Annotated in this window: 20 protein-coding genes; 15 read left to right on the forward strand and 5 right to left on the reverse strand. The window is 44.0% G+C overall.

From position 1 onward, the window contains the following. The first annotated feature begins 218 nt into the window (after positions 1–218). The 3 genes from serS to GQY27_RS15495 all read left to right on the forward strand — a co-directional run bounded on the left by serS (position 219) and on the right by GQY27_RS15495 (position 4,487). Positions 219–1,511, forward strand: coding sequence for a serine--tRNA ligase (gene serS / locus GQY27_RS15485; RefSeq protein WP_160036053.1), 1,293 nt, complete (start codon positions 219–221; stop codon positions 1,509–1,511). A 92-nt stretch (positions 1,512–1,603) separates the two neighbouring features. Continuing rightward, a complete protein-coding gene (locus GQY27_RS15490; protein WP_160035997.1) occupies positions 1,604–2,020 on the forward strand; it encodes a pyridoxamine 5'-phosphate oxidase family protein in 417 nt (138 codons plus the stop codon). Between the two features lie 208 nt (positions 2,021–2,228). Then, positions 2,229–4,487, forward strand: a complete 2,259-nt coding sequence (locus tag GQY27_RS15495) for a bifunctional 2',3'-cyclic-nucleotide 2'-phosphodiesterase/3'-nucleotidase (protein ID WP_160035999.1) — start codon at positions 2,229–2,231, stop codon at positions 4,485–4,487. Between the two features lie 168 nt (positions 4,488–4,655). Here the strand turns inward: GQY27_RS15495 and GQY27_RS15500 are convergent, their stop codons facing one another. Beyond that, a complete protein-coding gene (locus GQY27_RS15500; protein WP_160036001.1) occupies positions 4,656–5,741 on the reverse strand; it encodes a hypothetical protein in 1,086 nt (361 codons plus the stop codon). 346 nt (positions 5,742–6,087) lie between these two features. Between GQY27_RS15500 and GQY27_RS15505 the strand changes: the two genes are divergently transcribed. Continuing rightward, a complete protein-coding gene (locus GQY27_RS15505) occupies positions 6,088–6,426 on the forward strand; it encodes an RNA polymerase sigma factor (protein WP_160036003.1) in 339 nt (112 codons plus the stop codon). Then, positions 6,378–6,626, forward strand: a complete 249-nt coding sequence (locus GQY27_RS15510; protein WP_160036005.1) for a helix-turn-helix domain-containing protein — start codon at positions 6,378–6,380, stop codon at positions 6,624–6,626. The genes GQY27_RS15505 and GQY27_RS15510 overlap by 49 nt, the downstream gene beginning before the upstream one ends. A gap of 77 nt (positions 6,627–6,703) precedes the next feature. Here the strand turns inward: GQY27_RS15510 and GQY27_RS15515 are convergent, their stop codons facing one another. Next, complete coding sequence (locus GQY27_RS15515; protein WP_160036007.1) at positions 6,704–7,744, reverse strand: LacI family DNA-binding transcriptional regulator; 1,041 nt, start codon at positions 7,742–7,744, stop codon at positions 6,704–6,706. Positions 7,745–8,326: 582 nt separating this feature from the next. Here GQY27_RS15515 and GQY27_RS15520 point away from each other — a divergent pair. The 4 genes from GQY27_RS15520 (at position 8,327) to GQY27_RS15535 (ending at position 13,650) form a co-directional block, all read left to right on the forward strand. Next, positions 8,327–9,631: a sugar ABC transporter substrate-binding protein gene (locus tag GQY27_RS15520; RefSeq protein ID WP_160036009.1), complete on the forward strand. Its 1,305-nt coding sequence runs from the start codon at positions 8,327–8,329 to the stop codon at positions 9,629–9,631. A gap of 163 nt (positions 9,632–9,794) precedes the next feature. Further along, entirely contained in the window at positions 9,795–11,135 is a 1,341-nt protein-coding gene (locus GQY27_RS15525) for a carbohydrate ABC transporter permease (RefSeq protein ID WP_160036055.1), read from the forward strand. Further along, positions 11,132–11,974, forward strand: coding sequence for a sugar ABC transporter permease (locus GQY27_RS15530; RefSeq protein ID WP_160036011.1), 843 nt, complete (start codon positions 11,132–11,134; stop codon positions 11,972–11,974). Before GQY27_RS15525 ends, GQY27_RS15530 begins: the two co-directional genes overlap by 4 nt. After that, a complete protein-coding gene (locus GQY27_RS15535) occupies positions 11,971–13,650 on the forward strand; it encodes an alpha-amylase family glycosyl hydrolase (RefSeq protein ID WP_236570620.1) in 1,680 nt (559 codons plus the stop codon). Before GQY27_RS15530 ends, GQY27_RS15535 begins: the two co-directional genes overlap by 4 nt. 61 nt (positions 13,651–13,711) lie before the next feature. Here the strand turns inward: GQY27_RS15535 and GQY27_RS15540 are convergent, their stop codons facing one another. Together GQY27_RS15540 and GQY27_RS15545 are read right to left on the reverse strand one after the other, a co-directional pair. Beyond that, positions 13,712–14,485 (reverse strand): hypothetical protein, encoded by a 774-nt coding sequence (locus GQY27_RS15540; protein WP_160036013.1) that lies wholly within the window; start codon positions 14,483–14,485, stop codon positions 13,712–13,714. Between the two features lie 75 nt (positions 14,486–14,560). Beyond that, complete coding sequence (locus tag GQY27_RS15545) at positions 14,561–15,445, reverse strand: LysR family transcriptional regulator (protein ID WP_160036015.1); 885 nt, start codon at positions 15,443–15,445, stop codon at positions 14,561–14,563. Between the two features lie 274 nt (positions 15,446–15,719). Between GQY27_RS15545 and GQY27_RS15550 the strand changes: the two genes are divergently transcribed. From GQY27_RS15550 to sdaAA, 6 genes are all read left to right on the forward strand, one after another. Further along, entirely contained in the window at positions 15,720–16,643 is a 924-nt protein-coding gene (locus GQY27_RS15550) for a phosphate ABC transporter substrate-binding protein PstS family protein (RefSeq protein ID WP_160036017.1), read from the forward strand. A 133-nt stretch (positions 16,644–16,776) separates the two neighbouring features. Continuing rightward, the gene (gene pstC / locus GQY27_RS15555) at positions 16,777–17,697 is read left to right on the forward strand and encodes a phosphate ABC transporter permease subunit PstC (RefSeq protein ID WP_160036019.1); all 921 of its coding nucleotides are present in this window, start codon (positions 16,777–16,779) and stop codon (positions 17,695–17,697) included. After that, positions 17,697–18,593, forward strand: a complete 897-nt coding sequence (gene pstA, locus GQY27_RS15560; RefSeq protein WP_160036059.1) for a phosphate ABC transporter permease PstA — start codon at positions 17,697–17,699, stop codon at positions 18,591–18,593. The genes pstC and pstA overlap by 1 nt, the downstream gene beginning before the upstream one ends. Before the next feature lie 33 nt (positions 18,594–18,626). After that, a complete protein-coding gene (pstB, locus tag GQY27_RS15565; protein ID WP_160036021.1) occupies positions 18,627–19,385 on the forward strand; it encodes a phosphate ABC transporter ATP-binding protein PstB in 759 nt (252 codons plus the stop codon). Positions 19,386–19,806: 421 nt separating this feature from the next. After that, positions 19,807–20,484 carry an L-serine ammonia-lyase, iron-sulfur-dependent subunit beta gene (gene sdaAB, locus GQY27_RS15570; RefSeq protein WP_160036023.1) on the forward strand — a complete coding sequence of 226 codons (678 nt, stop codon included), beginning with the start codon at positions 19,807–19,809 and terminating at the stop codon, positions 20,482–20,484. A 2-nt stretch (positions 20,485–20,486) separates the two neighbouring features. After that, positions 20,487–21,410 (forward strand): L-serine ammonia-lyase, iron-sulfur-dependent, subunit alpha, encoded by a 924-nt coding sequence (gene sdaAA / locus GQY27_RS15575; protein WP_160036025.1) that lies wholly within the window; start codon positions 20,487–20,489, stop codon positions 21,408–21,410. A gap of 93 nt (positions 21,411–21,503) precedes the next feature. Here the strand turns inward: sdaAA and GQY27_RS15580 are convergent, their stop codons facing one another. Further along, on the reverse strand, positions 21,504–22,526 hold the full coding sequence (locus GQY27_RS15580; protein WP_160036027.1) for an LLM class flavin-dependent oxidoreductase: 1,023 nt from the start codon (positions 22,524–22,526) through the stop codon (positions 21,504–21,506). Positions 22,527–23,053 lie beyond the last annotated feature (527 nt).

Consider the following 23,053-nt stretch of genomic DNA (forward strand, 5'->3'; position numbering starts at 1 on the left):
CCAACTCGGAGGTATTTTCGTTAAGGGAAGATGGACATTCCCTAAGTTAATCGGCACCGCCCGTTATCGCGGAACCAAAGTGATTGAAATGTACACAGATCTTTGTTCATTTCAATAAATTGGGTGGCACCGCGAGCATATAGAGCGCTCCTCGTCCCAAGGGATGAGGGCGCTCTTTGTCTTTCTTTATAAAAAATAACGAGAGGGATGTGGGCGGTGTGCTGGATATAAACTGGATACGAGAGCATGCAAACGAGGTGGAGGAAGCTGCAAGACTGAAGAATATGAGCCTTTCGGTAAAAGAGCTTATAGACACGGATGATCGAAGAAGAGAGCTCATTACTAAAGTAGAGAAACTGCGCGGACAGCGAAATAAAGGATCCCAAAAAGTCGGTCAGCTTATGAAAGAAGGACGAAAGGAAGAAGCAGAGAAGCTAAGGGTCGAGATTAGGGAGCTGGGCGGCAGTATCGAACAATGGGACAAGGAATTGTCTGAGACGGAGAAAGAGTATGAAAGGCAGATGCTATTCGTTCCGAATATCTTCTCGAAGGACACCCCAATTGGAAAGTCGGATGAAGATAATGTACTCGTGCGCCAAGTAGGTGAAGTAACGGAAAGGGATTTTGTCATCAAGGATCATATCCAGCTAGGGGAACTGCATGATCTGTTTGATGTCCCTCGCGGCGTGAAAGTCGGCGGTTCGAGAAGTTATTATTTAAAAGGAGACGGCGTATTACTGCACCGAGCTGTTCAGCAGCTGGCACTGGATATCGTGATGAAGCACGGATTTATACCGATGGATGTACCGATTATGGTACGCGAAGAGGCTCTCATCAATACCGGTTTCTTTCCTACCGGACGTGATCAGACCTATGCGCTAGAGGAAGAGGATAAGTTCCTGGTCGGCACTTCGGAAGTTCCACTGATCTCGTATTACGCAGGAGAAGTGGTTGATGTAACGGAGCCGATTCGCCTGGCTGCTGTATCGACAAGCTTCCGCAGCGAGGTGGGTTCGGCCGGACGGGACGTCAGAGGACTATACCGTGTCCATCAGTTTGCTAAAGTGGAAATGGTTGTTCTAACCGAAGCAAATGACGAGGTGTCGGAGAAAGTTCATCAGGAAATAACAAGTTATGCCGAACAGCTGCTAGAAGCGCTAGAGCTGCCATACCGAGTCATGGCTGTCTGTACGGGGGACATGTCGCAGAAAACGTACAAACAATACGATATTGAGACCTGGATGCCAAGCAGACAAGCTTATGGAGAAACCCATTCGTCGTCGAATTTACATGACTTTCAGGCGCGCCGTTCGAACATTCGCTATCGGGATCAAGATGGACAATTAAAATATGTGCATACGCTGAACAATACAGCAGCAGCCTCGCCAAGAATTCTAATTCCGCTGCTGGAGAATCATCAGCTGGAGGATGGCAGCATCTATATTCCGAAGGCGCTTCGCCCTTATATGGGGGGTAGAGACACCATTGCCTGTACCGCAGTGCAAGAATAAAATACGGTTCAACTTTCGAGAGACGGGTACACTATAGTAACAGTTATTTTTACTATAATTACAAACTTCGCTCTTGAAAGGAGACAAATACAATGAATAAAACAGATCTTGAACGTGCAATTATAGCGGGCATAGAAAATAATCATTTTGGTTCCTTGGCTACCGTAGAGGGAGGAAAACCAAAACTAAGATACATGGCTGTTTTCAATGATGGTCTAAATATTCATATGGCAACAAACCGCTGCACTCATAAGGTGGAGGAACTAGAGGATAACCCGAATGTGAGCCTTCTGATGGGTTACGAAGCAGGAGGTAACAAAGACATCCTTGAGATTGAAGGAACCGCAAGTGTAACGAAGGACGAAAGTCTGCGTAAGAAACTGTGGAATGATGAGTTTAGTAAATGGTTCAGTGGTCCGGAAGATCCGAACTATGTCATTTTGGATATTACCCCAAACCGGATTGAATATACAGGACAAGGGCAAGAAAAACAGGTATGGGAAGCATAAATATCACATGACCTTTACAGCCTGATGTCAGAAGAGAAGGAAGGGCGATCGCATAGATCGTTCTTCTTTCTTTTTTTGTATAAAACCTCCCTCAAGGTTGTTATTTTAGTTAAAATTACACTTTTATACCAGTAATAAATAGTTTAGAATATCTGTCAGAAGCATATTATTTCCAGTAGTATTGGAATGAAAATTTGGAGGGGTTCTTTTGAGATCACGTAAACCATTATTAGCAGGTCTGACTACCGCTGCTCTACTGTTTCAATTATTCGCCATCCCAGGACAACCTGTCTCTGCTGCAGATGCAGCCAAAGTGAAACTTCGTATTCTGGAGACAACGGATATTCACGTGAATCTGCTCGATTATGATTACTACAGTGATCAGGAAATTGAAACGTATGGTTTGGCAAGAACCGCTACTCTTATTAAAAAAGCTCGGAGTGAAGCGACCAATAGTCTTTTGTTTGATAATGGTGATCTTATTCAAGGCAATCCGCTCGGTGATTATGTAGCCAAAGTGAAGCCGCTGAAGGGTGCTGAAGTCCATCCTGTATATAAAGCGATGAATCTGCTGGATTATGATGCAGCAACGCTTGGGAACCATGAGTTCAACTATGGTCTTGATTTCTTGAATCAAACGCTGAAAGGCGCTGATTTTCCTTATGTGAATGCCAACATTTATAAAGATGACGGCGATAAGGATGAAAGCAACGACGTGAACTATTTTAAACCGTATGAAATTATTGAGAAGAAAGTAAAAGATGAAGCGGGTAAGGAACATACACTGAAAGTAGGCGTGATTGGACTTGTTACTCCGCAGATCATGCAGTGGGACAGTTCTTCCCTTACGGGTAAAGTTATTGCGAAAGACATTGTAAAGACAGCGGCGAAGTTTGTACCTGAAATGAAAGCAAAAGGGGCAGATCTGATCGTGGCCCTTGCTCATACCGGTTATGATCAGAATCCGCCGGCAGATATGGCAGAGAATGCAGTTCTTCCGCTGAGTGAAGTGGATGGTATTGATGCCATTTTGTTCGGACATGCCCATAAGGTTTTCCCTGGAAGTGCATTTGCAGATCAAAAGGGCGTGAATCTTGAAAAAGGAACGATTAATGGTGTTGCCGCTGTAGAACCTGGTGCGTGGGGAGATAACCTTGGGGTTATTGATTTACAGCTGGAGCAGGCAGATGGGAAATGGAAAGTAGTAGATTCCAAATCCGTATCAAGCCCAATTTACGATGCAGCAAACAAAAAAGCATTTGTCGAAGCAGACAAAGAGATCGTAGCTGCCATATCGGACGAGCATAAAGCGACAGTGGATTATGTACGTGGGCCGGTAGGAACGACAACGGCGCCGATCACAAGCTATTTTGCACTTGTTCAAGATGATTCTTCCATTCAGATTGTAACGAATGCACAGAAATGGTATATCGAGAACAAACTGAAAGGCACGAAATACGAAGGTACTCCAGTATTGTCTGCAGGTGCTCCTTTTAAAGCAGGCGGCCGTATGGGTGCGGATTACTACACGGATATCCCTACAGGAACGATTGCAATAAAGAATGTAGCAGATCTCTATGTGTACCCAAATACACTACATGCCGTTGAAGTAAACGGAGCAGAGATTAAAGAATGGCTCGAATGGTCTGCGGGGCAGTTCAATCAGATCGATCCGAATAAGTCAGGGGAACAAGAGCTGGTTAATCTTGATTTTCCGACATATAATTTTGATGTCATTGACGGCGTAACGTATGAAATTGATGTAACCCAGCCGAGTAAATATGATGCAAAAGGAAATGTAGTGAATGCTTCAGCGAGCCGCATCAAGAACCTTCAGTTTGAAGGGAAAGCGATCGACTTGCAGAAGAAATTTATTGTTGCCACCAATAACTACCGTGCGGGATCTTCCAAACTTGCGAATCCAGATGGAAAACGAATTGTCCTTGCTGCACCCGATGAGAGCCGCCAAGTCATCATCGATTACATTACGGAGAACAAAACGATTAATCCATCTGCGGATGGAAACTGGTCCTTCGCAGCAGTAAGCGGAAATCCGGAAGTTATTTTTAACACAGCGACAGAAGCGAAAAAATTAGTGGAATCAGATCCAGAGCTGAGTAAAGTAATGACGTATCTTGGTGAAGGAAAAGATGGATTCGGTAAATATGCATTAAATTTGGCAGGTGATAAAGCGACTGCACCAGCACCAGAACCGACTCCAACGCCAACACCAATACCGACACCAACACCGGAGAAACCAGCGACCCCAGTACAACCGTCTAAGCCGGAGAAGCCGTCTAAACCGGAAGCAAACAAAGAAAAAGTGCACGTGGTGAAAAAAGGGGATAACCTCTACCGTATTGGCTTAAAATATGGTGTCGATTGGAATGCGATTGTAAAAGCAAACAAGATTAGCAATGTATATACACTGCAAGTAGGCCAAAAATTGATCATTCCAGCATCCTAATGGATGACTGATTTTGATCACTGCTAGAGTTGATTAAAGCCTTGCCCTTTGTCCGAGTGATTCGGCGGGGCAAGGCTTTTTTAGATTGGGGCGGATAACGGGGAAGTCTAACATTCTACACAGGTAAGAAAGGTAATGAATATAGAACTTCTAATCTACTGAGCCGTTCTACGTCAGCGTTGTTACATAAATGCCAAGCGGTGTACTTGCACTGCCCGCCGTCATGTATTTGAAGGAGTAGGAGCTTGCACCTGGTGGAACAGTGACATCAGCAATGGGACTGGCCTGTGTGTTATTGCGAAGAAGAGGAATACCGTAGGTTTTACCATCAATGAGAGCTGCCCCGGCAAAGGCTCCACCGCGCGGGTTCACCCGAATACGAACGACAGCATCCTGGTTCGTCTCATTCAGAATCGGAATATTTACTTGATAGATGGCTCCGAATTGTCCCCGATTGGTCATGGATGCCGGTAGCGTGCTGCTGTCCGCAGTGAAGAGCAGGTCGGCCGGTAGTTCTCCCGTTAGCTTCGTGCCCGCACAGGTACGGTAGTTTGCACTTTGTCCAACACGATATACAGGGGTAGTTGCGTCTGTTTCAGAAAAAGTCCAGCTGCCGCGAGGGTGGGCTTGAGGTGCAGGACGAGGTGGAATAGGAGCGGACGTAATCTCGCGAAGATCTTTATCTTCTATTTTCGAGACAACAGTTCGAATCTCGTAATTCTGGCCGCCTTTGCCGCTAGCGTGTTCTACAGTGAATTCGTAGATAAACCCTGCAAGCACGTCATCTTCTACTGTAAATTCCTCGATAAGTGCAACTCCTCTGCCAAATTTATAAGGGTCGACGGGTTTAATTCGATCGAGAGTGCCGCCTACACATGACTTCGCAAGACATTGACCAACATCAATAATCCAGTGTCCTGTGGAGGGACTTAGCTTCAGATCTCTTTCGATATGACGAACCTCGATTTGCTCCTCATCCTTGTTTTCAATCGTAACGCCAATGCGTACCGGAGCACCTGTACGATTGTAGTGCCATCCAAAGATGCGGTGTTTCATCGACCGTTTAGAAGTCACCACCACATCATGCCATAGTGTCGAAAATGGCTCTGTCAAAATCTCTTGTGTCAGTGTCTCTGGGTTGTCACTGAGCATTAATCTGCGCTCGTCGCCCGCTTTGGCGGAGGCAATATCAATATTAATGTTCCCCGGGATCACCAGTGTTTCAACAGTCAAATTTTCTTGTTTGCAGCTCATATTCTTCCTCCTCGTTTTACTCTCATTTTTTGTTGCTCACTAATATAGGAGTTGAGGAGAGTGAAAATACAACCTGTTTGATAAAATATTTTCAAACTTTTTTCTTTCCTTATTTTTCATTAGATAGTGATATCTCTACCTTAGCTGGCGGTTTTCTTTATTAACTGTATCTCTGAGAGATCGAGTAGGTGAATCAGCAATGGTATAAAGGTCAAAAGTCCTAGAGAAGAAAGAGTAGGAATAACTACTTTTTAATTTGGGTCTTGGAAGAAAAAGGTGAAGCGATTATAATAGCAACAAAGAGGGAACAGATGTTCCTATAATTAGAAAAAAAGAGGTGTTAATTATGAGTAGTTCTGTCCACTATTATCAAAAAGAACTCAAACGAATTGCGTGGCGTCTTCAGTATCGTGTCCGTGCCGAACGCCAAAGAGAGCTTCCGCTCAAAACAGAGCTGCTATTAATCTCGGCTTTATCTCCTGAACAAGAGATCGAATCAAAACTATTCATCGAGTACATTCTCGGACTGATTCCCTCGGATACGGGGCAAAAAGTCATTCGTTTATTTTATTTGGAAGACCAAAGTGAGGCAGAGATTGCAAAAGAACTGAATATTAGTCAGCAGGCGGTGAACAAATGGAGAAGAAAAACAATCCAGAGTCTATCGGAGAGAATGAGTTCCTGAGACTTGTTCATGAAGTGCAGCAAGGGGATACGGCTGCCATGGAAAAGCTGCTTGATATGTTTGAATCGGATATGCGGCTGCTAAGCAAATATATTCCCATGCCTGAAGAAGATGCTCTGCAGAGCATGAAGCTTGAATTTATCACACTGATTAAAAACAAAGTGCTCGATCAGAAGGGGTCGTCAGATGAGGAAGAGTAGAAAACGAAGTACCCGCTGTCTAGGAAGACCGCGGGTACTGTGCTGTTTTTATGAGTACGTGATGAGTAGAAAAGAGCCTATACGGTCCTCTGAGAGAGATGATGCATAGACGATTCTCTCACCATTAGCCGATGGGGAATGATATGACGTTTATTGAACAAGGACTTATCCTCATCTTGTATGGCCTGAATGAGTGCTTGTGAAGCAACATATCCTAGATGATAAATCCCAATATCTACACTGCTTAGCGGCGGGCTGTACAATTCGGACAAGGGATTGTTATTAAAGCTGACAATACATAGATCAGAAGGGACCTTGAATCCAAGCTCGTTCAAACCGCGAAGAACTCCGAAGCTGACTACATCATCAATGACAACAAGCGCGGTAGGTCGTTCGGGTAAATTCATAAAGAAGGACATGGCTCGGTATCCGCTCTCCTGCAAGAAATCATCTTCCACAATCCAATCTGCTTTCACGGCTAGTCCTGCTTCTTTCATGGCTAGATGATAGCCCTGCAATCGGTCTTTTGATACCATTAAATTTTTGGGTCCGCTCACAAAACCGATCCGTTTATGCCCGAACGAAATCAGATGACGCGTAGCATCATAGGCTGCTTGTATATTATCCGTATCAACAGATAAAAGATCGGGAAATTGTTCTGTTCTTCCGACCAATACAAAAGGAAAATTCTCTTGATACAAAAATTCGACAACAGGGTCATTCTGCCTGGAATAGAGCAAGATTGCTCCATCTACCCGCCCGCCATATACCAGTCTTTGGACAGCTTCGACTTCTTCCTGTTCGTTCGCACCTGAACTGATCACAATATCATACCCTGATCGATTCGCCTGGGTGACAATTCCCCGAATCAGTTCCATAAAAAAGGTATTGAGGAACAGCTCTTCTGCCGGTTTGGGCAAGATCACCCCAATACTCTTGGTTGTTTTGGATACAAGACTTTTTGCCATTATATTTGGATGGTAGCCAAGTTCCTGCATAATATCGCGTACTTTACTAGCTGTTTTCTGACTAATACGAGGGTGGCCGGAAAGCACACGGGATACAGTGGAAGGAGATACACCCGCCAGTTTTGCTACGTCTTTGATTGTTACCGCCACTTATTTTTCACTCCTTAATGAAACCGTTTGCTTTGTATCGATATGGTAATCCATAATTTACCGGTTTGTAAATGGAGATTTTTATAAGCTTATAACCATTGTGGCACCCTTTTAACAGAAAATGAAATTATTTTTATAGTTTTTCAGCAAAAAATCTCTTATCTTAACCCTATTTCATAGATAAAACCGAGGAAATAAACGACAGACATTGTAAAAGAGAGTAAACAATGGATTATTTTAGATAGATGGTGTAATATCGCCAAATTTAATCTATGCAAACGTTTTAACAAAATGGTTTTGTCGGTTATGATTAATTTGATAATAAAGCGCTTACCTACCAATATTTATAAGTTTTTCGAATACATACGCTGATGACTTATCCGATGAAAGCAGGAATTTACGAATCAAGACAAACGTTTGCACAACAGAGGACATCTTTGATTCTGATTTCTGAAAGGCAGTAAATAAACAAAGAATCTCTGCCGGATTTGGATAGGTTCAGTGAGCTTTTGTTGCTGTGTTCATACAGTGACGAAAGAAGGTGTATGCGCAGCAAAAAAAAAGGGGAAGGGATGATTTCTAATGAAAAAAGGGAAAAAATTCAGCTTCATGTCACTCTCACTTGCAATGACAGTTTTGCTTGCAGCATGCGGTAGCGGAGGCAGCGATGCTTCTAACAATACAGGAGATTCAGGAACAACCCCAGATAACGAAGCACCACCTGCTGAAGTGGAAGAACTTACACCGGAAGAAGGCGCGATGCTTACGATCTGGGACGGCGGAGATCAGAAGGGATTTGTAGAACAGGCAGCTGCTGCTTTTGAAGAGAAGTATGGAGTCAAAGTATCTTACACAGAACTTGGTGCAGATAAAGCGATGACACAAATGGTTACGGATGGACCTGCTGGTGTAGGTGCTGACATATTTGCTGGCGTACATGATCAGATCGGGCAAGGAGTAACCGCGGGTGTGATTATGCCGAACGATTGGTTTGAAGAAGATATTCGAGCAAGAAACAGTGAAGTTGCTGTAAACGCTTTAACTTATGAAGATATTCTATATGGATATCCGAAGTCTGTAGAGACAACGGCTGTATTTTACAATAAAGATCTGATTGATGCAGTTCCTACCAATTGGGACGAAATTAAGGGGTTTGCTGCTACCTTTAACGATACGAAAGCCAATAAATTTTCCATTATGTGGGATGTAGGGAACGGTTATAGTTCTTATCCTTTCTTCGGGGGATACGGAGCTTATGTCTTCGGTAATGAGGGTACGGACCCAACAGATATCGGTTTAAACAGTGAACAAGGCATAGAAGCAGCTACTTTCCTTCAGTCACTAAAAGAGCTAATGCCGCTTAAATCTTCCGACATCAATGGAGATATTCGTAAATCCTTATTTACTTCGGGTAAACTCGCCATGAATATCAGTGGTCCTTGGGATGTCGGATCTCTGAAAGAAGGCGTCACGAATCTAGGTGTAGGGGTATATCCTGCTCTTCCCAATGGCGATCCTATGAAACCTTTCTCTGGTGTGAAGAGCTATTTTGTAAATGCGTATACAAAATATCCAAATGCAGCAAAACTGTTTGCTGAGTTTATTACCAATACAGAAAACCAAACGAAAAACTTTGAAATGACAGGGGCACTCCCAGCCAATACAGAAGCAGCAGCAAGTGAAACTGTGAAAAATGATGAGATTGCATCTGCCTTCCTCGCCCAGTTTGAAAATTCAATCCCAATGCCTTCCATCCCTGCAATGGCTCAGTTCTGGTCACCAATGGAAGCTGCACTGTCCGACTTGTGGAATAACGGTAAGGATCCTAAAGCAGTGATGGATAACGTTGTAGAACAAATGAAGAGTAACATTCAGACCGGATCTTAAGAAGTTACTAATTTATCGTTCTAATGAATTATGAAATTGATTCAAATAGCAGATAAAAAGAAACCACCGACGGAACTTAGAAAACTCCGGAGGTGGTTCATCACCATTTTGCGGAAGGAAGGGCTGGGAACATACGATGAGCAAAGGACAATCCCCCACCATGATGTCAACCGGCAAACCGCAATCTGCCGGAGCAAGCCATGCCCGTAATGGGACCATACTTTCAGCATTGTTTATGGGACTTGGACAATTCTATCACCGTCAGTGGGTGAAGGGTGTCATTTTCATGCTTGCTGAGGTCATCAGTATTTATCTTATCATTGCACAGCTCGGAGCGAATTTATGGGGACTTGTAACACTGGGTGATACACCTTCTCGAATGGAGAAGGTAGGAAGACTCTATCAGAACGTCCCTGGGGACCATTCCATTTTTATGATGATTTACGGACTTGCTGCGTTGATCTATATCGTGCTGTTCGTATTATTTTATATCGGTAACATACGGGATGCCCGGGCAGTTGGTCAGCTTCGGGATGAAGGGAAAGAAGCACCTTCTTTCCGAGATACGACTAAGCAGCTCCTCGATAAAGGTTTTCCTTATCTACTGCTTTCACTGCCAACCATTGGCGTACTCTTTTTCACGATTCTTCCGATTCTGTTCATGATACTAATGGCCTTTACCAATTACTCTGCACCGGATCATATTCCGCCAAAGAACCTGGTAGACTGGGTTGGATTGGAGACATTCAAGAGCCTCTTTACCCTGAAAGCCTGGAGTAAAACGTTCTATGGTGTTTTGATCTGGACGATTATATGGGCTGTCGTAGCTACAGTGACTACTTATTTTGGCGGTATACTGGTTGCACTCCTGATTCAGCAGCATGGGATTCGCTTCAAAACGATGTGGCGTACAATTTTTATACTTCCTTATGCAATTCCGCAATTTATCTCTTTACTGATCATGAAAAATATTCTGAACTCTCAGTTTGGACCCATTAATCAGTATCTCGGTATGCTGGGGCTAGGGCAGGTTCCATGGCTTAATGATCCGTTTATGGCGAAGGTGACCGTTATTCTCGTCAACATGTGGATCGGGATTCCTGTATCTATGATTCTAGTGCTCGGGGTATTAACGGCCATTCCAAAAGATTTATATGAAGCTGCTGAAGTAGACGGTGCTTCTGGTTTCCAAAAATTCCGCAACATCACGATGCCATTCGTTCTGTTCCAGACCGCACCCATTCTGATTATGCAGTTTGCAGGGAATATCAATAACTTTAACGTGATCTTCCTGCTTACAGGCGGTGCACCTGCGAATGGGGATTATGCTTTTGCCGGAAGTACGGACCTGCTCGTTACTTGGCTGTACAAACTGACACTCGATAATCAAAGATATAACTTTGCCTCTGCGATCGGAATTCTTATTTTCTTAATCATTGCCTCGTTCTCAATCTACAACTATCGTAGAAGCCGTTCGTTTAAAGAGGAGGATATGATTCAATGAAAAGAAAAAAGAGAATTAAGCTTACTTTCAGTTATATTTTGCTGATACTCATCGCGATTGTATGTATTTATCCTGCTTTGTGGATTGTGATGTCTTCCTTTAAGGTAGGGGATTCACTGTACAGTGAGACTATTATTCCTGAAAAGTTTACTATACAGCATTATATAGACCTTTTTATGCCTAAGGCTGATAAAGATATTCCTTTCCTGAAGTGGTACGGAAATACGCTGAAGATCGCAGTCACAAGCATGATACTTGGAACGATTATTCAAGTACTCACGGCATATGCGATGTCTCGTTTTCGTTTTAAGGGACGTAAAACAGCGATGTCTGTCATTCTTATTCTAGGTATGTTCCCTGGATTTATGAGCATGATCGCCGTTTATGTTATGCTGCTGCAGATGAACCTGCTTGATTCGCCGCTCGCGCTGATTCTGGTATACACCTCTGGTGCGGCACTCGGAATGTTCGTAGCCAAAGGATTCTTTGATACCATTCCCAGAGCGCTCGAAGAGTCGGCTTTGCTCGACGGAGCAAGTCATATGCGAATCTTTGTTAGTATTATTCTGCCGCTTTCAAGACCCATTATCACGTATATATCACTCATGACTTTCAGCGGTGCATGGGTTGACTTTATTTTTGCAAGGCTTATTCTTCGGTCACGCGAAAATTGGACACTTGCTGTTGGACTTTATGAACTTGTAAATAGTTACTCCAGTACGGAATTCACTTTGTTTGCTGCGGGTTCTGTTCTCGTAGCCGTACCCATCACACTTCTCTATATGTTCTTGCAACGCTTCCTCGTTGATGGGCTGACAGCAGGCGCAACGAAAGGGTGATACCTATTCTTAAGGATAAGTTCGCTTGGAAAAAATGGATGGGTGCCAGCATATTAATATGCTCTCTGTGCTTTACAGCAGCCTGCAGTGATAAAGGCGACATTAGGGACAGGACCGATGCTCAGGAGCAGGCCGATCCGCCTGCTTCTCCCGGTTCTGATTCTAAAGCTGTTATCGATGAACAGCCGGGCCGGGTATATTATGAAATCTTTGTTCGATCTTTTTATGACTCAGATGGCGATGGGATTGGAGATTTGAACGGCGTTACAGAGAAGCTGGATTATTTAAATGATGGGAAACCCGGTGGCGACGATCTCGGAGTAGAAGGAATATGGCTTATGCCCATTAACCCGTCGCCTAGTTATCACGGATATGATGTCACGGACTACTACGGGGTTAATCCTGAATATGGCACAATGGAAGATTTGCAGCATCTATTAGAAGAAGCACACAAGCGAGGGATGAAAGTCATCATGGATCTGGTCGTTAACCATACGAGCACAGAACATCCTTGGTTTGTGAAATCTGCTTCATCTTTAGACAATACACATCGTGCTTGGTATAAATGGGCAGAAGATCTAAATGTAGATCCATCTGGACTTAGTGCTGCAGGCAGCGGCCCGGCATGGCATGAGAAGAACGGAAATCATTATCTTGGAACCTTCTGGAACGGTATGCCGGATCTGAACTTTGATCAGGAGGCCGTTCGAGAAGAGATGAAGAAGATCGGAAAGTTTTGGCTAGAACAAGGTTTTGATGGATTCCGCCTGGATGCTGCAAAACACATCTATGAGGATTTACAGAGTGATCGCAGTCCCGAAACGACTGCCAAAAATGTAGCATGGTGGCAGGAATTTCGAGATGCGATGAACGAAGTGAAAGAAGATGCTTATATTGTAGGAGAAGTATGGGAGAATTCACCGGTAGCCATTGCTCCTTATTTAGAAAATGCATTTGATTCCGGTTTTAACTTTGGACTGGCCGATCAAATCATTCGTACAGTTAGCAATGAGCAAAACGGTGGGTTTTTGATTCAATGGGAAAGAAACTATGAGCTTTTTTCTGAAAAATCACAAGGTGAATTTGTCGATGCGATATTCCTTGCCAACCATGATCAGAACCGTGTGATGAGTCAGCTTGGCGGGAATAGTGACCATGCACGTATGGCCGCAGCGATCCTGCTGACGCTTCCGGGTAATCCATTCCTATACTACGGGGAAGAGATTGGGATGAAGGGCTCAAAACCGGATGAAGAAATCCGGGAGCCTATGCTGTGGAGTAAAAACAGTGACGGCAGTAAGGGACAAACAACTTGGGAGAAGGCAAAACATAATCTGGATGATGATGCTGTGAATGTAGAGGTTCAGCTTACAGACCCGTCATCGCTTTTATCCCTGTACCGAAATGTAATTGAGTGGAGAACAGGGACAGCAGCATTGCGAGATGGTGCGGTAGAAGATTATTCTGTAGAGGATGATCAAGTTCTTTCTTATATAAGAGTAGCAGCAAGTGAGCAGGTGCTGGTTGTTCATAATCTATCTAGTGAAGCAAAAGAAGTAAGTTTGTCTGAAAAAGAACCTCATTTCTCTGCACTATTGTATCAGTCGGATGACCAAGCTAGTCTCCAGAACGGTACAGTAAGCCTTCCTCCGTATAGTACAGTTGTATTGAAGTAAGTATAAAGTAACAAGAATAAAAACCTTGTCTCCCGTATGGAGGCAAGGTTTTTTGTGATGATTAGAAGCACTGAATATATAAAATTTGCCATGTAGGAAATGCTTGAATGATTGGATAGGGCTGCGTTTGCAGGAACACAGTTACCGCCGGATTAGTGAAGAGTACAACCCCTAAACGAACAGTGAGATTAAAAGGGTTAGGGCCTGTAATGATGACGGCCCAGCGATTTGTACAGAATGGGAGCGACCAAGGGAACCGTGCACTACGATATTCGGCGAGCTGAGATTCTGAATCCGATTCGGTAAGTTCCGCCTCGTTATCTTCCTCCCTGGGTCCACCAAGACCCGGCAAAATATTCCCGAGGATATTGCCGGGATTCGAAAGGCCGCCCGGACCCAAAAGGCCGCCCATTCCTGGGGCAGGACCTAAGGGACCAAAAGGACCTCCACCTGGGAAGCCGGGGAACCCACCGCCTGGCCCACCACCTGGCCCGCCGCCCGGACCACTACCCGGTCCGCCACCAGGGAACCCGCCAGGAAAACCACCCCCGCCCGGTATCTGCCAAGGTGATCCGCCGGGGCCCGCTTGCTGACCGGATTGTGCTACAAGCGTTTGGGCCTGCGCTGGATTAGAAGTTAACAATTGATAATGCTGCAAAGCTTGGTATGGCGGGGAAGGCAGCGACCCGAGAAGGTTTGCAGGAACGGCCTGCGTCGCACCCGGTGTAGCAGTTAAACTCCCGATATTTATGGATCCTAATAAAGATTGAAGCGGAGCACTTCCTCCCTGACCAGGTGTCAGTGGAGCAGGTATAGGAAAGGTAGAAAAAGACAAAACAATCAACTCCCAATCCGAATATTGGTTCATAGCCTATGGTCATATATATGAACCGCAAGTGGGATGGGTGCATCAGGATGTAATGAAGTTCCATAATGCAGAAGCAGCGGGTGATAAATCTTTTCTTCTATATAAATAGGTGCAGAGTCTAGTATCTTGTTCTTCTAAACCTGGAATCGGCATCGAGCTGATATTGGCTGAGGTGAAGGAGAGCATACTCGCAGGTAAAAAGGTAAACGCATTCCCTAAAGAGACGGTCTTCAGCGCTGCTTGCGGTGTAGCCGCAGATATCCTTTTCCACAAATGAATATTAGTTTGTTCCGTAAATTGTTCTGTGTATTTATCAAGTAACCCTTGGCTTTCATAGTCAACGAATAAGATTTGAGAGAGATCACTGGGTTTTACAGAATCGCTCATTAGCAGAGGATGATCTTTTGCTGATACAAGCACGAGCTGATCTTGCTGCAATAATACATAATCGCTCGATTCCGGTTCCTGAGAGAGGGGCTGTTTTTCGGTACGTGCAAGTAGAAAAGAATCTTCTGTATTTCCTTCTCCAGCCGAATCTTCAATTAAGCTGCTTCTCACTGTAATTCCTGGATACTCTGAAGCGAAACGACTCATCACCTCAGGCAGCACATTTTCAGCGGCAAGTGAATCGGTATGGATGAGAACATCCCCTTGTCCAAGCGAACTGAATTGCTGAACCGTTCGTTTAACCGTATCGGTAAGTGCAAGGATTTGTTTGGCATGAGGGAGGATCGCCTTTCCTGCCTCGGTTAACATCATTCTTCCTTGCTGAGCAATGTATATGGGGACGCCCATGTCTTTCTCTAAGCTTTTCATATGAAAAGATACCGTTGGCTGCTTCATTTGAAGTTCTCTAGCGACATCCGTTACTTTATTGTAGCGATCAATGAGAACGAGGATTTGAAACTTGATTACATTTATATTCATGGCGTGGTACCTCACTTCTGCTTTAGTCATTTTACATACACGGTAGCTAAAAGGGATAAAAACGATTGAATAGTAAACATCTGGTAAATACACACTGTACGATCTTTCTGCTATAGATTAATTATATCAACCCATAGATAAAATATATATATATTTAATAACAAGTTTACAAAACATAAATTTTATATTGATGCACCGGTTTTACAATAAACATATAGTCAAAACGTGGTAAACAAATAAACGCCACACACAATTTGGGGGAGGACAACCTAACATGTTCAAGAAAGCAAAGAAATTTCCTTTACTAGTGACAACACTCGCAATGACTGTCGTACTAGCCGCTTGCGGTTCTGGCTCAGATACGGCCGGTTCTGGAAATACAGATAATACAGGAACAAAATTAAGTGGTTCCATTCTTGCTGTTGGATCTTCAGCGCTTCAACCGTTGGTTGATCAAGCTGGACAAGATTTTATGGAAGTAGAAGGAAATGAAGACATTACCGTTCAAGTCCAAGGCGGCGGTAGTGGAACAGGACTTACTCAAGTTGCTGACAAACAAGCAGATATCGGTAATTCCGATGTGTTTGCAGAAGAAAAATTAGATGCGGATCAAGCAAAAACCTTGGTTGACCATCAAGTTGCTGTTGTAGGAATGTCTGCTGTAGCGAATAAAGATGTAGGTGTTACTGACCTGACTCAAGACCAATTGGTTGATATTTTCACTGGTAAAATCACGAACTGGAAAGAAGTTGGCGGAGCAGATCAAAAAATCGTTATCGTTAACCGCCCAGCAAGTTCAGGAACTCGTGCTACATTTGAAAAATATGCTCTAGGTCAAAGTGCACCTGATTTGCAAGGAGCTATTCAAGAAGATTCTTCCGGTACTGTTAAGAAAATCATTACGGAAACTCCAGGGGCAATCGGATACCTTGCACTGTCCTACCTCGATGATAGTATCACGGCCATTAAATTTAACGGGATAGAAGCTACAGTAGAGAATATCGAATCTGGTAAGTATCCGGTGTGGGCTTATGAACATATGTACACCAATGGTGATCCGAATGAAGTAGTGAAGGCTTTCCTCGACTACATGTTGTCTGACGAAATTCAAGACACTTATGTGGTAGACCTGGGTTATATCCCAGTTAAAGGAATGCAAGTTGTGCGTGATGCGGAAGGTAATATTACCGAGAAATAAGGTAGAGTACCATTTTTAATTAATGAGATATAGATCGATAAGAGGCGGGCTGAATTGTTGCTCGACCTCTTTCGTTCGGTTTTTAGATAAGATGCAGAATGATACTAAAATGATTTAAAAAGGATGGTTCTTGATGAGTGTAGCGAACACGGATCATGCGCACAAACCTCGCCCGAAACGGGAAAAGCATTATTATGAAGATTGGATCGGTAAAATATATACGTCCATCTGTGTAGTCTTTCTTATTGTAGTTATTATATCGATTGTCTTTTTTGTTGCTTCCAAAGGTTTAACTACTTTTGTGAAAGACGGAGTAAGTCCACTAGAGTTCTTTACATCGGGGACTTGGGATCCGACAGGGGATGAACCTGCCTATGGCGCACTTCCGTTTATCGTAGGTTCCTTTACAGTAACGATTCTGGCTGCACTGATTGCAAGTCCTTTAGCATTATGTGCCGCTTTATTCATGACTGAGATTGTACCGGGTAAAGGGAAGCGAATTCTGCAGCCAGCGATTGAACTTTTGTCTGGTATTCCTTCGGTTGTTTATGGATTTGTTGGACTTACCGTTATTGTTCCACTGATCCGTTCGATCTTTGGAGGTACGGGGGTCGGTATTTTAGCAGGTTGTCTTGTGTTATCCGTTATGATTCTTCCCACGATTACGAGTATTATGGCAGATGCGATTACTTCTCTGCCTGGTGGTCTTAGAGAATCTTCCTATGCACTGGGTGCAACCCGCTGGCAGACGATAACAGGTGTAGTCATACCTACGGTACTGCCTGCGCTCTTAACAGGCGTTGTTCTCGGAATGGCACGGGCTTTTGGTGAAGCACTTGCTGTACAGATGGTTATTGGTAATGCACCGCATGTTCCACATTCACTTTTGGAATCTGCATCCACACTCACCAGTGTAATTACACTTAGCATGGGAAATACAGCTTCAGGTTCTGTTCATAATAATGCGCTATGGAGTATGGCGCTTGTGCTTCTTCTTATGACCTTTATCTTTGTATTACTTGTTCGTTTGCTTGAAAGGAGAAATCGGGTATGATGAAGCCGAAAACAGTAGATCGCATTGCTACTGGGGTTATCGTTACCTTTGCACTTGCGATTGTTGCTATTCTCGCAGGTCTTCTTGGATTTATTATTTTCCGCGGAATTGGACATATCAGTTGGGATTTCCTAACTAGCAAACCACAAAATTTACGGGCTGGCGGCGGAATTGGACCACAGCTATTTAACTCTATATACCTTCTCATCCTTACGCTGATCATTACGATCCCGCTTGGTTGGGGAGCTGGTATTTATATGGCTGAATATGCGAAACCAGGTAGAATTACTAACATGATTCGCTTGGTCGTTGAGGTATTATCCTCCTTTCCATCCATCGTAATTGGTCTTTTTGGTTTGTTGGTTCTCGTAAATACATTTGGTTTTGGATTTTCTTTGCTGTCAGGTGCACTTGCACTTGCCGTATTTAACCTGCCGCTTATGGTTCGGACAACCGAGCAAGCTTTCCGTTCGGTTCCTAAAGCACAAAAAGAGGCTGGACTTGCCCTCGGGTTATCAAAGTGGAAGATTATCACTTCCATTCTGCTTCCTGTAGCTTTACCTGCCATGATTACAGGAACGATTCTTGCAGCAGGCCGGATCTTTGGGGAAGCGGCTGCTCTGATGTTTACTGCAGGGATGAGTAGTCCGCCACTCGACTTTACGAATTGGAATCCTTTCAGTGAGAGATCTCCGCTGAATCCGATGCGTCCTGCAGAGACACTTGCCGTACACATCTGGAAGGTAAATAGTGAGCAGCTTAAACCAGATGCTGCTGAGATCGCAGCGGGTGCTTCTGCTGTTCTCGTGATTATGGTTCTGCTATTTAACTTATTCGCTCGTTGGTTTGGGCGGTTTGTTTATCGCCTAATGACTGCTGCGAAACGCATGGATTAATTGTTTTTTTGTATATAGGGAGGTACAGCTGTAATGGCACAACAACCATTTAGTACAGAGGATCTAAGTGTTTTTTACGGGGAAAAAGAAGCGGTAAAAAAAATCAGTATGGAGTTTCCTGAGAATACGGTAACGGCACTGATTGGTCCTTCGGGATGCGGGAAATCCACCTTTCTTCGTTCATTAAATCGCATGAATGATGAGATTGCGGGTGCTAGAGTTACAGGTCATATATGGATGAACGGACAAGATCTGAATGCACCGGGAACTGACGTAATCAAACTACGCCAACAAATCGGAATGGTGTGGCAGAAGCCGAATCCTTTTCATAAGTCGATCTATAATAATATCGCGTTCGGACCCAAGTATCGGGGAGTGAAGAATAAGAAGCAGCTCGATGAGATTGTGGAGAAAAGTCTGCGCCGCGCAGCACTATGGGATGAGGTGAAAGATCGGCTCAAAGATTCAGCCCTGGCACTATCTGGCGGGCAGCAGCAACGTCTATGTATTGCTCGTGCATTATCAGTGGAGCCGCAAATTCTTTTGCTCGATGAACCGGCATCTGCACTTGATCCGGTATCGACGGGGAAGATTGAGGAGCTAATTACAGAACTTAAAAAAGAGTTGCGTATCGTTATTGTGACTCATAACATGCAGCAAGCAGCACGGATTTCAGATTATACCTCCTACTTCTACATGGGAAATCTGATTGAACGTGATGTTACAGAAAAGATATTCTCAAATCCTGCGAACCAGTCTACTCAAGAATATATTATGGGACGTTTCGGTTAAAATAGATTTTAATAGTTAACAATTTCAAATGGATAGGAAGACATGGCAAGACCAAGGTTCCCTGGAATAGGTGACCTTGGTCTTTTGCCATATCATCTGTAGGGTCATTTTTCATGTATTACAAAGGAAACAGCATGCAGCATAGAAGGGAGATGCAGCGGGAACAGTAAGTGAAATAAGTAGGAATTGACAGATAGTCATGTAGAGGATATCTTCGTTGATGGATGTTAGAGTTATTATTGACACCGCCAACTTGTTTCAATTAACCTGAATATTGCTATATTGGTAAGTGGCGAAACATTCAAATACCAAGGACAGAGAAGAGTGATATGTTCTTCTTCTGTCCTTTTTTGCGGGAGATTGCAGGTTGTTTGTTCCTATGGTCTTCACGTGTAATATATGCACCTTGGGGGAGTACAACATGAGATTTAAAGACGTTTTTTCTATTATAGGACCCGCAATGACGGGACCATCGAGTTCCCATACCGCAGGAGCAGTTAAGCTTGGACGAATTGCTCGGCAGTGGCTTGGGGAACAACCTACTGAAGCGAAAATGACGTTATATGGTTCTTTTGCGGATACATTTCAAGGTCATGGTACCGATCTAGCTCTTCTAAGCGGTCTAATGGATATGGCTACCGATGATTCCCGTATCCCTGATGCAGAAGAGTGGGCAGAGAAGCTTGGCATGCAGTACGAGATTGTGACAAGCGGACTTCCTGCTGCCCATCCCAATACAGTGAAATTTGAATTAAAGGTACATGATCAAACCTGTTACATGATGGGAGCTTCGATTGGAGGCGGCAGCGTCGTCGTATCTCATTTAAATGATTTCCGAGTACAGCTGACGGGGGATTTCCCTGCGCTGGTCCTTCGACATCTTGATAAAGCAGGGGTCATTGCTTCGGTTACTTCTACCATCAGTGAGTCGGGAGTTAACATTGGCTTTATGCAGGTAGACCGAAAAGCAAGAGAGGGGGAAGCATTAACTGCGATGGAGCTGGATACCGCTCCTTGTCCTGAGGTGCTGACAAAACTTATTCAGCTTCCACATGTGCTGGATTGTAAAGTAATCGATTTGAAAAAGGGGCTAATATAAGGATGCGTTTTAAACATCTAAGAGAACTTCATGCCATTTGTACCGAAGAAAACAAGACACTTGGCACCTTAATGATTGAAGAACAAGTGAAGGAAACAGGCACTTCTGAGACAGAAGTAGTTCAGCAAATGGCTGATTATTACGAGATTATGAAACAAGCTGTTCATAAAGGAATGACGGAAGATACAACTTCCCGCAGCGGTCTCACTGGCGGGGATGGTCAGCGTGTTCGCGACTACTTGCAAAGTAATCAAAGTTGTTCGGGAGATGCTTCCGCTCTTGCCATGGCATATGCACTCGGCGTATCTGAAGTGAATGCATCCATGGGGCGAATTGTTGCGACTCCTACAGCCGGCTCCGCTGGGATTATTCCAGGTGTGTTTCTTAGTGCACAAGAACGGTTTGGCTGGAGCGATGAACATATGGTAAATGGACTGTTTTGTGCCGGTGCGATTGGATATGTGATTGCGAATAACTCCTTTATTTCAGGCGCAGAAGGAGGTTGCCAGGCTGAAGTGGGTTCGGCCATCGGAATGGCAGCCGGTGCGATGGTTGAGCTGCGCGGAGGAACTCCTGAGCAGGTAGTTCATGCGGTAGGGATTGCACTGAAAAACACACTGGGGCTGATCTGTGATCCGGTAGCAGGACTTGTTGAGATCCCTTGTATTGTTCGTAATGGCTTAGGTGCAGTAACTGCTCTGGCGGCCGCAGATATGGCACTGGCAGGAGTAAGAAGTGCAATACCTTCAGATGAAGTGATCGATGTGATGCTGGAAGTGGGAAGTGCGATGCCAAGTCGTCACCGGGAAACTGCGCAAGGCGGTCTTGCCCAAACGCCGACAGGACGGAAGATGGCAGAAAATTTAGCTAAGCCCAAGAAAACAACACAAGACAGAGAAGTTAGCTCCAAAGAAAACAGTAAATAAGTTGGATGACCCAAAAGCCGGAAAACGAAACGATGAAAGTTTCGTCTTCCGGCTTTTTATATAGAATTGTTTTGATTCTGATCGCAATGAAGATTATTTGTTCATCAGTTCTCCAAGCAGTTTGATCGAGTGGAGTCTCGCCTCATGATCATAGATCGGTGTAGTCATCATGAACTCGTCCGCACCCGTTTGAGCAAGGAAACGTTCCAGTTGTTCGCGAACGCTGTCCTTACTGCCAATCACCGAATAGCTGAGCTGATTTTGGACGATCGCTTTCTCTTGCATGTTCCAATCGAGTTCTTTCACCGGTGGCTGCATGAGTCCAAAGCGTCCACGGATCATATTTAGGAATTGTTTTTTATGTGAAGTGGATAAGTAATGAGCTTCTTCATCCGTATCAGCAACAAAAGCGTTTAGAGCAACCATAGCATAAGGCTTATCCAGCACTTCAGATGGTCTGAAACTTGATCGGTAGATATCAAGCGCAGGCAGTAAGTAATCTGGAGCGAAATGGCTCGCAAAAGAGAACGGGAGACCTTTTCTAGCGGCAAGTTCTGCGCTGAAACCGCTCGAACCAAGCAGCCAAATCGGAATATCTAAGTTACGTCCAGGATAGGCATGCACTTGCATAGACGAACTCGATGTCGGATGGAAGTAATTCTGCAGTTCTTCAAGACGCTGCGGAAAATCTTGTCCGTCACTGCCAGGTCCCCGGCGCAAGGCGCGGGAAGTCAGCTGATCAGATCCAGGCGCGCGGCCAAGTCCAAGATCAATTCGTCCAGGAAATAATGATTCGAGTGTACCGAATTGTTCAGCAATCACAAGCGGAGCGTGGTTAGGGAGCATCACGCCTCCAGAGCCAACCCGAATTCGTTTGGTTCCACCTGCGATATGGCCGATGACAACCGAAGTAGCTGAACTTGCGATCCCCGGCATGTTGTGATGCTCTGCAAGCCAGAAGCGGTTATACCCCACTTCATCAGCTAGTTTTGCAATATCCAAGGAATTTTGTAGTGCCGTCTGGATGTTAGAGCCTTCCGTAACGGTGGCTAGGTCAAGGATAGAGAAAGGAATATCTTTTAACGATTTGCTTTGTGCTTGTGATTCAGTATTCATGTGTGTACCTCCTGTACGCTAGGATTGTTTCTTCCTATATATAAGTCATTTTTGAATATGTAAATCGTAATCTGACTATTATAACATAAAATATAGATATATATATGTATGTGTGACAGTAGGATAAAGTAGAGGGGATTTCGTAAGGTTTTAGTAATGAAAAAAGTCGTCAGTTCTCTCTTGCTACAAAAGAGTTGACGACTTTTTTGATCTATTTCTGTTTTATTTTGAATCAATGATTTGAATCTCTTTTGCAGTAATAGTAGGAGGCATGGTATCCAATTGTTCGTTTTTGGCTTTGAAGCGAATTCCGGAACCCACCTTTATATCTTTTATAGTAACATCCGTTTCGCTGACTTTTTCTAGCCCTAGCCAAAATAGATCATATTTTTGAGATCTAATGATGTCTTGAGATGATTGCTCAGTGGTGTCTTTATTTGAGAGTCTAATTTAGACTCATATATCTCATTAAGCTAACCGGCAGTAGAGCGTGGTAGTAAATAGCTATACTCAAAATTTTCCGCGCA

Source organism: Paenibacillus sp. An7, from assembly GCF_009870785.1.
GTDB lineage: Bacteria > Bacillota > Bacilli > Paenibacillales > Paenibacillaceae > Paenibacillus.